Annotated in this window: 13 protein-coding genes; 3 read left to right on the forward strand and 10 right to left on the reverse strand. The window is 71.8% G+C overall.

Annotated features, from left to right (window positions below; all coding sequences use genetic code 11):
- The 3 genes from zwf to pgl form a co-directional block, all read left to right on the forward strand.
- Window positions 1–1459: glucose-6-phosphate dehydrogenase (gene zwf / locus J0670_RS12990; RefSeq protein WP_207811678.1), on the forward strand; the 1459-nt coding region annotated here is incomplete at its 5' end.
- Window positions 1456–2577, forward strand: coding sequence for a glucose-6-phosphate dehydrogenase assembly protein OpcA (gene opcA / locus J0670_RS12995; RefSeq protein WP_207811679.1), 1122 nt, complete (start codon window positions 1456–1458; stop codon window positions 2575–2577). The genes zwf and opcA, both read left to right, overlap by 4 nt.
- Entirely contained in the window at window positions 2574–3362 is a 789-nt protein-coding gene (gene pgl / locus J0670_RS13000) for a 6-phosphogluconolactonase (protein WP_207811680.1), read from the forward strand. Before opcA ends, pgl begins: the two co-directional genes overlap by 4 nt.
- 69 nt (window positions 3363–3431) lie before the next feature.
- Here the strand turns inward: pgl and J0670_RS13005 are convergent, their stop codons facing one another.
- From J0670_RS13005 to J0670_RS13050, 10 genes are all read right to left on the reverse strand, one after another.
- A complete protein-coding gene (locus tag J0670_RS13005) occupies window positions 3432–3767 on the reverse strand; it encodes an RNA polymerase-binding protein RbpA (RefSeq protein ID WP_207811681.1) in 336 nt (111 codons plus the stop codon).
- Window positions 3768–3924: 157 nt separating this feature from the next.
- Window positions 3925–4161 carry a preprotein translocase subunit SecG gene (gene secG / locus J0670_RS13010; RefSeq protein WP_207811682.1) on the reverse strand — a complete coding sequence of 79 codons (237 nt, stop codon included), beginning with the start codon at window positions 4159–4161 and terminating at the stop codon, window positions 3925–3927.
- A gap of 87 nt (window positions 4162–4248) precedes the next feature.
- The gene (gene tpiA / locus J0670_RS13015) at window positions 4249–5034 is read right to left on the reverse strand and encodes a triose-phosphate isomerase (protein WP_207811683.1); all 786 of its coding nucleotides are present in this window, start codon (window positions 5032–5034) and stop codon (window positions 4249–4251) included.
- 5 nt (window positions 5035–5039) lie between these two features.
- Entirely contained in the window at window positions 5040–6245 is a 1206-nt protein-coding gene (pgk, locus tag J0670_RS13020; RefSeq protein ID WP_207811684.1) for a phosphoglycerate kinase, read from the reverse strand.
- A gap of 153 nt (window positions 6246–6398) precedes the next feature.
- Window positions 6399–7406 (reverse strand): type I glyceraldehyde-3-phosphate dehydrogenase, encoded by a 1008-nt coding sequence (gene gap, locus J0670_RS13025; protein WP_207811685.1) that lies wholly within the window; start codon window positions 7404–7406, stop codon window positions 6399–6401.
- 300 nt (window positions 7407–7706) lie between these two features.
- Window positions 7707–8687 carry a DNA-binding protein WhiA gene (gene whiA, locus J0670_RS13030; protein WP_207811686.1) on the reverse strand — a complete coding sequence of 327 codons (981 nt, stop codon included), beginning with the start codon at window positions 8685–8687 and terminating at the stop codon, window positions 7707–7709.
- On the reverse strand, window positions 8678–9763 hold the full coding sequence (gene yvcK / locus J0670_RS13035; protein WP_207811689.1) for a uridine diphosphate-N-acetylglucosamine-binding protein YvcK: 1086 nt from the start codon (window positions 9761–9763) through the stop codon (window positions 8678–8680). The genes whiA and yvcK overlap by 10 nt, the downstream gene beginning before the upstream one ends.
- Before the next feature lie 64 nt (window positions 9764–9827).
- Window positions 9828–10712, reverse strand: coding sequence for an RNase adapter RapZ (gene rapZ / locus J0670_RS13040; protein WP_307806500.1), 885 nt, complete (start codon window positions 10710–10712; stop codon window positions 9828–9830).
- Window positions 10713–10830: 118 nt separating this feature from the next.
- Window positions 10831–12879 (reverse strand): excinuclease ABC subunit UvrC, encoded by a 2049-nt coding sequence (uvrC, locus tag J0670_RS13045; protein WP_207811687.1) that lies wholly within the window; start codon window positions 12877–12879, stop codon window positions 10831–10833.
- A 66-nt stretch (window positions 12880–12945) separates the two neighbouring features.
- Window positions 12946–13386 (reverse strand): Rieske (2Fe-2S) protein, encoded by a 441-nt coding sequence (locus J0670_RS13050; protein WP_207811688.1) that lies wholly within the window; start codon window positions 13384–13386, stop codon window positions 12946–12948.
- Window positions 13387–13445: the final 59 nt, after the last annotated feature.

Below are 13445 nucleotides of genomic sequence, written 5' to 3' on the forward strand. Positions count from 1 at the left end.
CGGCCTGGTCATCTTCGGGGTCACCGGCGACCTGTCCCGCAAGAAGCTCATGCCGGCCATCTACGACCTGGCCAACCGCGGTCTGCTGCCGCCGGGCTTCTCCCTGGTCGGCTTCGCCCGCCGTGAGTGGGACGACGAGGACTTCGCCAAGGAGGTCCACGACGCCGTCCGCGACCACGCCCGCACCCCGTTCCGGGAGGAGGTCTGGCAGCAGCTCGCCAAGGGCATGCGCTTCGTCCACGGCACCTTCGACGACGACGAGGCCTTCGACAAGCTGCGCGAGACCATCGAGGAGCTGGACAAGGCGCAGGGCACCGGCGGCAACTTCGCCTTCTACCTGTCCGTCCCGCCGAAGTTCTTCCCGACCGTCGTCCAGCAGCTCAAGAAGCACGGCCTGGCCGACCCGCCGCAAGGCTCCTGGCGCCGCGCCGTCATCGAGAAGCCCTTCGGCCACGACCTGGAGAGCGCGCAGGAGCTCAACAAGGTCGTCCACGAGGTCTTCCCCCGGGACGAGGTCTTCCGGATCGACCACTACCTGGGCAAGGAGACGGTCCAGAACATCCTGGCGCTGCGCTTCGCCAACCAGATGTTCGAGCCGATCTGGAACCGGTCGTACGTCGACCACGTGCAGATCACCATGGCCGAGGACATCGGCATCGGCGGCCGGGCCGGCTACTACGACGGCATCGGCTCCGCCCGTGACGTCATCCAGAACCACCTGCTCCAGCTGATGGCGCTCACCGCCATCGAGGAGCCGGCGTCCTTCCACCCGAAGGCGCTGGTGGCCGAGAAGCTCAAGGTGCTCAGCGCCGTCAAGCTCCCGGCCGACCTCGGCAAGCACACCGTGCGCGGCCAGTACGCGCCCGGCTGGCAGGGCGGCGAGGAGGTCGTCGGCTACCTGGACGAGGACGGCATCGACCCCGAGTCCAAGACCGACACCTACGCGGCCATCAAGCTGGAGATCAACAACCGCCGCTGGGCGGGCGTTCCGTTCTACCTGCGCACCGGCAAGCGGCTGGGCCGCCGGGTCACCGAGATCGCGGTGGTCTTCCAGCGCGCCCCGTACCTGCCCTTCGACTCCTACGCGACCGAGGAGCTGGGGCAGAACGCCCTGGTCATCCGGGTCCAGCCGGACGAGGGCGTGACGGTGCGGTTCGGCTCCAAGGTGCCGGGCACCTCCTTCGAGGTCCGGGACGTCACGATGGACTTCGCCTACGGCGAGTCCTTCACCGAGTCCAGCCCGGAGGCGTACGAGCGGCTCATCCTCGACGTGCTGCTCGGCGACGCCAACCTGTTCCCGCGCCACCAGGAGGTCGAGCTCTCCTGGCAGATCCTCGACCCGATCGAGAAGTACTGGGACACCCACGGCAAGCCCGCCCAGTACGCGGCGGGGACCTGGGGCCCCGTCGAAGCGGACGAGATGCTCGCACGAGACGGCAGGAGCTGGCGCCGGCCATGAAGATCGACCTCACCAACACGACGTCCAGCAAGATCAACGCCGCGCTCATGGAGGCGCGCCGGACCAGCGGCTCCACCGCCGCCGGCATGGTGCTCACCCTGGTGATCGTGACCGACGAGGGCAGCGCCTACGACGCCCTCAAGGCCGCCAACGACGCCTCCCGCGAGCACCCGATGCGCACCCTCGCGGTGATCAAGCGCGCCGGCCGCTCGCCCCGGGCCCGCGCCGAGACCCGGCTGGACGCCGAGATCCTGGTCGGCTCGGACGCCGGCTCCGGCGAGACCGTCATCCTGCGCATGCACGGCGAACTCGCCGCGCACGCCCAGTCGGTGGTCCTGCCGCTGCTGCTGCCGGACGCCCCGACCGTCGTCTGGTGGCCGGACAACGCGCCGCTGCACCCGGCGCAGGACCCGCTGGGCGCGCTCGCCCAGCGCCGGATTACCGACGCGGTCACCGCCGAGTCCCCGGTCGGCCAGCTCTCCCAGCTGGCCGAGAGCTACACCCCGGGCGACACCGACCTGGCCTGGACCCGGATCACCGGCTGGCGCTCGATGCTGGCCGCCGCGCTGGACCAGCGGCCGTCGCACATCGTCTCCGCCGTGGTCGAGGGCGAGTCCTACAACCCCAGCGTCGAACTGCTCGGCCTGTGGCTGACCAACCGGCTGCACGTGCCGGTCGAGCGGGTCGTCACCGGCGGCCCCGGCATCACCGCGGTGCGGCTGCGCACCAAGGACGGGGACGTCGTCCTGGACCGCCCGGACGGCCTGATGGGCACGCTCTCCATGCCCGGATCGCCGGACCGCCAGGTGGCGCTCAAGCGGCGCGAGACCTCGGAGCTGATCGCCGAGGAGCTGCGCCGGCTGGACCCGGACGACATCTACGCGACGGCCGTGCGCACGCCCGTCGAGCGGCTGCGCGAACCGGCCAACGCCGAGACGGCGGCGGCCGAGCGGGTCGCCCACGCCGTCGCGGAGGCCGCCGCCACCGAGGCCGCCGCCACCGAGGCCGCCGTCTCCGAGGCCGCCGTGGCCAACCCGGCCCGGGTGACCGCCGACAGCGCCGAGAAGACCCCGGCCAAGAAGACCGCGGGCAAGCGCGCCGCCAAGGGGAGCGCATGACCAACGCGATCCCGCAGCTGGTCGTCCACCGGGACAAGGAGCTGATGGCCCAGGCGGCCGCGGCCCGGCTGATCACCCGGATCGTGGACGCCCAGGCCACCCGCGGCACCGCCTCGGTGGTGCTCACCGGCGGTCGCAACGGCAACGCCCTGCTGGCCGCGATCGCCGCCTCCCCGGCGCGCGACGCGGTCGACTGGGCCCGGCTGGACCTCTGGTGGGGCGACGAGCGCTTCGTGCCCGCCGCCGACCCGGACCGCAACGCCGTCCAGGCCCGCGCCGAGCTGCTGGACGCCGTCCCGCTCGACCCGGAACGGGTGCACGAGATGCCCGCCTCGGACGGGGTGGACGGCTCGGACGTGGAGGCCGCCGCCGCCCGCTACGCGGAGGAGCTGGCGAAGGCCGCCCGGCCGGGCGACCGGCTCGGTGTCCCGGTCTTCGACGTGCTGCTGCTCGGCGTCGGCCCGGACACCCACGTCGCCTCGCTCTTCCCCGAGCACCCGGGCGTGCGGGAGACCGAGCTGACCGTGGTCGGCGTGCGCGGGGCCCCCAAGCCCCCGCCGACCCGGATCTCGCTCACCCTCCCGGCGATCCGGGCGGCCCGCGAGGTCTGGCTGCTGGCGGCCGGGGAGGACAAGGCGGGCGCGGTGGCGCTGGCCCTGTCCGGCCCGGGCGAGCTCCAGGCGCCCGCCTCCGGCGCGTACGGCCGCAGCCGCACCCTGTGGCTGCTGGACCGCGCCGCCGCGGAGCGGATCCCGCCGCAGCTCTACCCGCCGGCCTCCGCGTAGGCGCGGGAGCCGTGAACGCCGAAGGGCGCCACCGTCACGATGACGGTGGCGCCCTTCCCGGTTCAGTGCTCAGATCTCGCCGCGCAGCTTGGCCAGCGCCTCGGCCAGGATCGCCTCGCCGTCGGCGTCGGTGCGCCGCTCGCGGACGTAGGCGAGGTGGGTCTTGTACGGCTCGTTGCGCGAGGGCGCCGGCGGGTTGTGCTCGTCCTGCCCGGCCGGGAAGCCGCAGCGCGGGCAGTCCCAGGTCTCCGGGATGACGGCTTCGGCGGCGAAGCTGGGCCGGGTCTCGTGCTTGTTGGCGCACCAGAAGGAGATCCGGTTGCGCGGAGCGGACTCGCCGCGCTCCGCCTCCCCCATCGGGCCGGCCCCGACCCTGCTGCCACGGATGGCGTTGCCACTTGCCACGGTCTGACTCCCTGCGTGCTGGTGCGCCCACCCGCCGCGGTGCGCGTCGGTGGCGAAAGTCGTCCTAGTGTAAGCAGGTGTTAAGCATCCGCCACCACTGCCTCCGCGCCCGACCGTCCCAGGATAGGCGCTCGGGCGACGGGGCGTCAGGCCTGTGTCAGCTCTGGTACTTCAGGACCAGGCTCAGCACGATGATGCAGGCGAACCAGGCGACGCCGACCACGATGGTGATGCGGTCCAGGTTGCGCTCGGCGACCGCCGAACCGCCACCGGTCGACATGGCGCCACCGCCGAACATGTCGGACAGCCCGCCGCCCTTCCCCTTGTGCAGCAGCACCAGCAGGATCATCAGCAGACTGAAGATGATCAGGGCAATCGAGAACCCGAGAACCACGACGGGACCAACTCTCTCGTATCTTCGGCGAAGGGGCCGGGCCGCGTACGGCGGTCCGGCCCCAAAGCCTACGTTGCTGCGGCGGCGTTAGCCTACTGCCTGCTCACGGTAGCGCACGATCTTGACGAACTCGTCGGCGTCCAGCGAGGCACCGCCGATCAGGCCGCCGTCGATGTCGGGCTTGGCCATCAGGCCGGCCACGCTCGACGACTTGACCGAACCGCCGTACAGCACGCGGACCTTGCCGGCCAGCTCGGCGTCGTACAGCTCGGCGATCCGCCCGCGGATGGCGGCGCAGACCTCCTGCGCGTCCTCCGGGGTGGCCACCTCGCCGGTGCCGATCGCCCAGACCGGCTCGTAGGCGACCACGATCGACTCGGCCTGGTGGGCCGGGACGTCCGCCAGGGCGCCGTCCAGCTGGGCCAGGGTGTACTCGACGTGGGTGCCGGCCTTGCGGATCTCCAGCGGCTCGCCGATGCACAGGATCGGCGTGACCCCGGCCCGGTAGGCGGCCTTGACCTTGGCGTTGACGATCTCCTCGTTCTCGCCGTGGTACTGGCGGCGCTCCGAGTGGCCGATCACCGCGTAGGTGCACTTGAGCTTGGCCAGCATCGGGCCGGAGACCTCGCCGGTGTAGGCACCGGAGTCGTGCCGCGAGATGTCCTGCGAGCCGTACTTGATCTTCAGCTTGTCGCCGTCGACCAGGGTCTGCACCGAGCGCAGGTCGGTGAACGGCACCAGGACGGCGACCTCGACGGCCTCGTAGTCCTTGTCGGCCAGCGCGAAGGCCAGCTTCTGGGTGTGCTGGATGGCCTCAAGGTGGTTGAGGTTCATCTTCCAGTTGCCCGCCATCAGCGGGAGACGCTCAGTCATTGCCTTCAGCCTTCCAGGGCGGCGAGACCGGGGAGGGTCTTGCCCTCCAGGTACTCGAGGCTCGCGCCACCGCCGGTCGAGATGTGCCCGAACTTCGTCTCGTCGAAGCCCAGGATGCGGACGGCCGCGGCGGAGTCGCCGCCACCGACCACGGTGAACGCGTCGCTGTCGGTCAGGGCCTGGGCGACGGCCTTGGTGCCCTCGGCGAAGGTCGGGTGCTCGAAGACACCCACCGGGCCGTTCCAGAACACCGTCTTGGCGTCGGCCAGCTTCGAGGCGAAGAGCTCACGGGTCTTCGGGCCGATGTCCAGGCCCTCCTTGTCGGCGGGGATCTTGTCCGCGTCGACGACCTCGAAGTCCTCCACCGGCGCGTGGGTCTTGGTGTCGGGGAAGGACGCGGAGACCGCGACGTCGACCGGCAGCACGAACTCGACGCCGTTCTGCTTCGCCCGCTCCAGGTACTCCCGGACGGTGTCGACCTGGTCCTTCTGCAGGAGCGAGATGCCGACCTCGTTGCCCAGCGCGTACAGGAAGGTGTACGCCATGCCGCCGCCGATCAGGATGCGGTCGGCCTTGCCGAGCAGGTTGTCGATCACGCCGACCTTGTCGGAGACCTTGGAGCCGCCGAGCACGACCACGTACGGGCGCTCGACGTCCTCGGTGAGGCGCTTCAGCACCGACACCTCGGTGGCGATCAGGTCGCCGACGGCGTGCGGCAGCAGGCCGGGCAGGTCGTAGACCGAGGCGTGCTTGCGGTGCACGGCGCCGAAGCCGTCGCCCACGTACAGGTCGGCCAGCGCGGCCAGCTGCTCGGCGAAGGCCTTGCGCTCGGCGTCGTCCTTGCTGGTCTCGCCGGCGTTGAAGCGCAGGTTCTCCAGCAGCACGACCTCGCCGTCGGCCAGCGCGGCCACGGCGGCCCGGGCGCTCTCGCCCACGGTGTCGGTGGCGAAGGTGACCGGCCTGCCGAGGATCTCCCCGAGGCGGACGGCCACCGGCGCGAGGGAGTACTGCGGGTCCGGCTCGCCCTTGGGGCGGCCGAGGTGGGAGGCGACGACGACCTTGGCGCCGCGCTCGACGAGCTTGGCGATGGTCGGGGCGACGGCGCGGATCCGGCCGTCGTCGGTGATCTGGTCGCCCGACAGCGGGACGTTCAGGTCGGCGCGGACGAACACGCGCTTGCCGGCGACGTCCAGGTCTTCGATGGTCTTCACGGGTTCTTCGGTCTCCTGGGGAGATGGTTGATGCGCAGTGAGGCGGCACGGCGCAGGCGCCGCCTGGGAAGTCCTTGAGCGCGGAACGAGGGCCCGGTCGGCACCGTACGCCGTCCGGGCCCTCGCCCCTACATCACGTCAGCTCCCGCGAGGTCAGAGCTGCTCACCGACGAGGGTGGTCAGGTTGACGAGGCGGTTCGAGTAGCCCCACTCGTTGTCGTACCAGCCGAGCACCTTGACCTGGTTGCCCTGGACCATGGTGAGGGCCGAGTCGAAGATGCAGGAGGAGGGGTCGTTGACGATGTCCGAGGAGACGATCGGGTCCTCGGTGTAGGTCAGGAAGCCCTTGAGCGGGCCCTCCTGCGCGGCCTTCTGGAAGGCCGCGTTGACCTCGTCCTTGGTGACCTCGCGCTCCAGGGTGACGACCAGGTCGGTGATGGAGCCGGTCGGGACCGGGACGCGCAGCGAGGTGCCGTCCAGCTTGCCCTTCAGCTCCGGCAGGACCAGGGCGGTCGCCTTGGCGGCACCGGTCGAGGTCGGGATGATGTTCTGCGAGGCGGCACGGGCGCGGCGCAGGTCCTTGTGCGGGAAGTCCAGCGTCACCTGGTCGTTGGTGAACGCGTGGACGGTGGTCATCAGACCCTTGACGATGCCGAAGGCCTCGTGCAGCACCTTGGCCATCGGCGCCACGCAGTTGGTGGTGCAGGAGGCGTTGGAGATGATGTCGTGCTTGGCGGCGTCGTACTTGTCCTCGTTGACGCCCAGGACGATGGTGACGTCCTCGTCGGTGGCGGGCGCCGAGATGATGACCTTCTTGGCGCCGGCGGCGAGGTGCTTCTTCGCGGCCTCGGCCTTGGTGAAGATGCCGGTGGACTCGACGACGATGTCGGCGCCCAGGGCGGCCCACGGCAGGTTCGCGGGGTCACGCTCGGCGGTCACCTTGAAGGTGTGGCCGTCGACGGTGATGCTGTCCTCGGTGTGCGAGACCTCGCCCGGGAAGGTACCCAGGGTGGTGTCGTACTTGAGCAGGTGAGCCAGGGTCTTCGTGTCAGTCAGGTCGTTGACACCGACGATCTCGATGTCCGCGCCCTGGGCCTTGACCGCGCGGAAGAAGTTGCGGCCGATGCGGCCGAATCCGTTGATGCCTACCCGGATCGTCACGAACCGATCTCCTCGTTAGGTACGCCGGAGCTAAGCCGACGGGGGTGAGATTTGGGAAGTCCCCGACCGCCTATGACCCTACCCCTCCCAGGCCTGGGACGGCACATCGCGCCGCTCCGTGAGACTGGGCGTGGCGCGCCACAAACCCGATTTCAGGCCGTCCGGCCCTGCCCCGGCGGGCAGTTGGTCCCGGGCCAGTGGTCTCTACCAATTCGGGTGTGTCGGACCCGTCCGGAAACGGCGGCGGCCGGTGTCCGGGAACCCGGACACCGGCCGCGTGTCAGTCACGGAGCGTGAGCGTCAGTTCATCGCCATCTCGTCGGTCAGGTTGGCCTCGGTGCTCGGCAGGCCAAGTTCGGCGGCGCGCTTGTCGGCCATCGCCAGCAGGCGGCGGATCCGGCCGGCCACCGCGTCCTTGGTCAGCGGCGGGTCGGCGAGCGCGCCCAGTTCCTCCAGCGAGGCCTGCTTGTGCTGCATCCGCAGCTGGCCGGCCGCGGCCAGGTGCTCGGGCACCTCGTCGCCGAGGATCTCCAGCGCCCGGGCCACCCGGGCGCCGGCCGCCACCGCGGCGCGGGCCGAGCGGCGCAGGTTGGCGTCGTCGAAGTTGGCCAGGCGGTTGGCGGTGGCCCGGACCTCGCGCCGCATCCGGCGCTCCTCCCAGGCGAGCACCGACTCGTGCGCGCCCAGGCGGGTCAGCAGGGCGCCGATCGCGTCGCCGTCCCGGATCACCACCCGGTCCACCCCGCGCACCTCGCGGGCCTTGGCCGGGATGCCGAGCCGACGGGCCGCGCCGACCAGGGCGAGGGCGGCCTCGGAGCCGGGGCAGGTGATCTCCAGCGAGGAGGAGCGGCCCGGCTCGGTGAGCGAGCCGTGCGCCAGGAAGGCCCCGCGCCACGCCGCCTCGGCGTCACAGGTGGCTCCGGAGACGACCGCCGGGGGCAGACCCCGGATCGGGCGCCCGCGGCCGTCCACGAGGCCGGTCTGGCGGGCGAGCAGTTCGCCGTCCTTGACCACCCGGACCACGAAGCGGCTGCCGCGCCGCAGCCCGCCGGGGGCCATCACCACGAGGTCGGACGAGTGCCCGAAGATCTCCAGGAGGTCCTTGCGCAGCCGCCGCGCCGCCGCCCCGGTGTCCAGCTCCGCCTCGATCACGATGCGACCGCTCACGATGTGCAGTCCGCCCGCGAACCGCAGGATCGCCGACACCTCGGCCTTGCGACAGCAGGCCCGGGTGACCGGGAGCCGGCTGATCTCGTCCTTCACCGCTGGAGTCATCGCCATGGCCCGATCCTTCCATGTGTCCGGAAAATCCGGTCGTACGCGGCCGCCAAGAGCTCCGGGTCGTGTCGCGGGGTGCCGTCGGCACGGGCCACCGTGCCGAGCACCAGAGCGGCACCCATCCGTTCGGCGGCCTTCTCCAAACCGGCCAGGTCCGCCTGGCCGAAAGCGCCACCGGTGACGGCGCGCTCGTCCACCAGGATCGCATCCACTTCGAGCTCCGGAGCGTGGTCGGCGATGACCTCCAGGTGGCGCTGCGGGGTGAAGCCCTCGGTCTCGCCGGGCTGCGGGGCCAGGTTCAGGGTGAGCAGGCGGCGGGCGCGGGTCTCCACCAGCGCCTTGGCCAGCTCGGGCACCAGCAGGTGCGGCAGCACGCTGGTGAACCAGGAGCCGGGGCCGAGCACCACCCAGTCCGCCTCCCGGACGGCCGCGACGGCTTCCGGGGCGGCCGGCGGCTCGTCCGGGAGCAGCCGGATCGACTGCACGGTGCCGGGGGTGACCGCGACGCTGGCCTGGCCGCGGACCGCCGTGACCTCGGCCGGGCGGGCCGGGTCGTGTCCGCGCACGGTCGCCTCGATGTCCAGCGGCACGGCCGACATCGGCAGCACCCGGCCCTGGACGTTCAGCAGCCGGCCGACCCACTCCAGCGCCGCCACCGGGTCGCCGAGCTTCTCCCACAGCGCGACGATCAGCAGGTTGCCGACCGCGTGGCCGCCCAGCTCGCCGTTGCCGGTGAAGCGCTGCTGGATCACCTCGGACCAGGTGCGGCCCCAGTCGTCGTCCCCGCACAGCGCGGCCAGCGCCTTGCGCAGGTCGCCCGGGGGCAGCACGCCCAGTTCCTCGCGCAGCCGTCCGCTGGAGCCGCCGTCGTCGGCGACGGTGACCACCGCGGTGAGGTCGCTGGTGAGCCGGCGCAGCGCGGACAGCGAAGCGGACAGGCCCTGGCCGCCACCGAGCGCGGTGATCCGGGGGGCCGGATTGGCCCGGGCGGGACTGCTGCGCGGACGCCCCGGCGCCGGGCTGCCCGCCCGGTCACCGGTTCTGCTCTGCGGCTGCCGCCCGGGCACGTATCCCGCCAACACTCACCTCGCGTTCCTCGGCCCGCCACCGGCTCCGCCGGCGGCCCGGCAGGGGAGGCGGCGGTTACTCCCGACCCATGTCACGGTGGACGAGCACCGTCTCGACTCCGTCGGCGATGAGACGCTTGGTCAGACGCTCGGACATGGCGACGCTGCGGTGCTTGCCACCGGTGCAGCCTACGGCAAGCGTCATGTAGCGCTTCCCCTCGCGGCGGTACCCCTCGGTGACGATGCGCAGCAGCTGCGCGTAGCCGTCCAGGAACTCGTTGGCGCCGGGCTGCTGGAACACGTAGTCGGCGACGTCCGCGTCGGTGCCGGTGCGGGCGCGCAGTTCGGGCACCCAGTGCGGGTTGGGCAGGAAACGGCAGTCCACCACGAGGTCGGCGTCGACCGGCAGGCCGTACTTGAAGCCGAAGGACATCACGGTGGCGCGCAGCTCGGGCTCGTCGTGGTCGGCGAACTGGGCGTCCAGCTTGGCGCGCAGCTGGTGCACGTTGAGGTTGGAGGTGTCGATCACCAGGTCGGCCTCGCCGCGCAGGTCGCGCAGCAGGTCGCGCTCCCGGGCGATGCCGTCCACGATCCGGCCGTCGGCCTGCAGCGGGTGCGGGCGGCGCACGCTCTCGAAGCGGCGCACCAGTGCCTCGTCGGAGGAGTCCAGGAAGACCACCCGGAGGCGGACGCCGCGCTTCTCCAGCTCGTCCAGCGAGGTCAGCAGGTCGTCGAAGAACTGGCGGCCGCGGACGTCCACGACCACGCCGATCCGGGCGACGTTGCCCTGGGACCGGGCGCCCAGGTCGACCATGGTCGGGATCAGGGCCGGCGGCAGGTTGTCCACCACGAACCAGCCCAGGTCCTCCAGGCACTTCGCTGCGGTGGAGCGGCCGGCTCCGGACATGCCGGAGATGATCACCAGCTCCGGTGCGTTCTCGGCCACGTCTGACACGGTCACTTCGGTTCCCCGCTCTCGGTCTTTCTGCTGGGGAGAACGCGCACGGCACGGCCGCCCTTCCCCGGGCCGGACGGGCCGGCGGGGTCGGGGCGCGCCGACCGACGGGCGGCGTCGGCCGTCATGGCGTCTCCTGGGATGGTGCGGTCTGGGGTGCTGCTGCCACCGGCTCGGCGGCCTGGTCAGGCCCGTCCTCGATGATCTCGCCGGTCGCGGTGTTGACTGCGGGTGCGGCGGGTGTACGGGACGACAACGCCGCCGCAACAGTCTCCGCCGTACGGCGTCCGATGCCGGGTACCGCGCAGAGCTCGTCCACGGTGGCGGCCCGGAGCCTCTTCAGCGAGCCGAAGTGCTTGAGCAGCGCCCGGCGGCGAGTCTCGCCGAGGCCCGGGACGGAGTCCAGTTCCCCGGCGGTGAGTCGCTTGGAACGCTTGTTGCGCTGATAGCTGATCGCGAAGCGGTGCGCCTCGTCGCGGACCCGCTGGAGCAGGTAGAGGCCCTCGCTGGAGCGGGGCAGCACCACCGGGTCGTCCTCGCCGGGCAGCCAGACCTCCTCCAGGCGCTTGGCCAGGCCGCACAGCGCGACGTCGTCGATGCCGAGCTCGTCCAGGGCGCGCTTGGCGGCGGCGACCTGCGGCTGGCCGCCGTCGACCACCAGCAGTTGCGGCGGGTAGGCGAAGCGCCGGGGGCGGCCCTCCTCGTCGCGGGCGCCGCCGGGCGCCTCGTCCTCCTCGGGGACGGCCCACTCGCCGGTCTGCTCGCGCTCCTGGAGGTAGCGGCGGAAGCGGCGGCCGATCACCTCGTGCATCGAGCGGACGTCGTCCTGGCCCTCGAAGCCCTTGATCTGGAAGCGCCGGTACTCGCTCTTGCGGGCCAGGCCGTCCTCGAAGACGACCATGGAGGCGACCACGTCCTCGCCCTGGAGGTGGGAGATGTCGTAGCACTCGATGCGCAGCGGGACGGAGTCCAGCTCCAGCGCGTCGGCGATCTCCTGGAGGGCGCGGCTGCGGGTGGTGAGGTCGGAGGCGCGCTTGGTCTTGTGCAGTGCGAGCGCCTGCTGGGCGTTGCGCTGCACGGTGGCCATCAGGTCCTTCTTGTCTCCGCGCTGCGGGATGCGCAGGTCGACCTGGCTGCCGCGCAGGCCGCTGAGCCACTCCCGTATCGGGGCGACCGGCTCGGGCAGGGCGGGCACCAGCACCTCGCGCGGGACGGACTCGTTGCGCTCGTCCGGGGAGGCGCCGCCGTAGAGCTGCTGGAGGGCGTGCTCGACCAGGCCGGCGGTGTCGACGTCCTCGACCTTGTCGGTGACCCAACCGCGCTGGCCGCGCACCCGGCCGCCGCGGACGTGGAAGATCTGGACGGCGGCCTCGAGTTCGTCCTCGGCGACGGCCAGCAGGTCGGCGTCGGTGGCGTCGGCGAGCACGATGGCGTTCTTCTCCATCGCGCGCTTGAGGGCGCCGATGTCGTCCCGCAGCCGGGCCGCCTTCTCGTACTCCATCTCCTCGGCCGCCTCCTGCATCTGCTGTTCCAGGCGGCGCAGGTAGTTGCCGGTGCGCCCGGCCATGAAGTCGCAGAAGTCCTCGGCGAGCGCCCGGTGTTCGTCCGCCGAGACCTTGCCGACGCAGGGCGCGGCGCACTTGCCGATGTAGCCGAGCAGGCAGGGCCGGCCGACCTGCCGGGCGCGCTTGAACACGCCGTTGGAGCAGGTGCGGACGGGGAAGACGCGCAGCAGCAGGTCGACGGTCTCGCGGATCGCCCAGGCGTGCCCGTACGGGCCGAAGTAGCGCACGCCCTTCTTGTGCGCCCCGCGCATCACCTGGACCCTCGGGTACTCCTCGTTGAGGGTGACGGCGAGTTCCGGATAGCTCTTGTCGTCGCGGTACTTGACGTTGAACCGGGGGTCGAACTCCTTGATCCAGGAGTACTCCAGCTGGAGCGCCTCGACCTCGGTGGCGACCACGGTCCACTCCACCGAGGCGGCGGTGGTGACCATGGTCGCGGTGCGCGGGTGCAGGCCGGCCAGGTCCTGGAAGTAGGACGACAGGCGCGGCCGAAGGCTCTTGGCCTTGCCGACGTAGATGACCCGGCCGTGGGCGTCACGGAACTTGTAGACGCCCGGGGAGGTCGGGATCGCGCCCGGGGCCGGGCGGTAGGTGCTCGGGTCAGCCATGGGTCCACCGTACCCAGTGCGGTCGGGGCCGCGGGGCGGAGATCAACCGGGAGGGGCTCAACTGCTTCAGCTCGGGGTGACCTTGAGGTTCCCGCCCTCGACGGTGACGGTGTAGGCGGGCAGCGGGCTGGAGGCCGGGCCCTCCTGCACGGCGCCGTCGGCGATGGCGAACCGGCTGCCGTGACAGGGGCACTGGATCTGCTCCTTCTTCACCTGGTCCACGACGCAGCCGGCGTGGGTGCACTTGGCGCTGAAGGCCTTGTACTCGCCGGCGGTCGGCTGGGTCACCACGATCTTCTGCTCGCGGAAGACCTTGCCGCCGCCCTCCGGGATCGCCGAGGCCGGGCCGAGGTCGACCGGGCCCTTGGGGGCGGCGCTGGAGCCCGAGGAGGCGGAGCTGCCGCAGCCGGCGACCGCCACGGTGCCGCCGGCGGCCAGGACGGCCGCGGCGCCGCAGAGCAGGGTGCGACGGGTGGTGGCGGGGCCGGTCTCGGGTGCCTCGGACATCGGTGTGCTCCTACGGTTGCTGCTGCTCTGCGAGGGACCACGGAAGTCTATGCGGCACG

It is taken from the genome of Streptomyces sp. FH025 (assembly GCF_017427025.1).
In the GTDB taxonomy this organism is placed as follows: Bacteria; Actinomycetota; Actinomycetes; order Streptomycetales; family Streptomycetaceae; genus Kitasatospora.

What these genes read in the sequence shown, in the direction of transcription:
- opcA (WP_207811679.1), top strand. Translation starts at nt 1,456, where the DNA reads ATGAAGATCGACCTCACCAACACGACGTCCAGCAAGATCAACGCCGCG.
- pgl (WP_207811680.1), top strand. Translation starts at nt 2,574, where the DNA reads ATGACCAACGCGATCCCGCAGCTGGTCGTCCACCGGGACAAGGAGCTG.
- tpiA (WP_207811683.1), bottom strand. Translation starts at nt 5,034, where the DNA reads ATGACTGAGCGTCTCCCGCTGATGGCGGGCAACTGGAAGATGAACCTC.
- whiA (WP_207811686.1), bottom strand. Translation starts at nt 8,687, where the DNA reads ATGGCGATGACTCCAGCGGTGAAGGACGAGATCAGCCGGCTCCCGGTC.
- uvrC (WP_207811687.1), bottom strand. Translation starts at nt 12,879, where the DNA reads ATGGCTGACCCGAGCACCTACCGCCCGGCCCCGGGCGCGATCCCGACC.
- J0670_RS13050 (WP_207811688.1), bottom strand. Translation starts at nt 13,386, where the DNA reads ATGTCCGAGGCACCCGAGACCGGCCCCGCCACCACCCGTCGCACCCTG.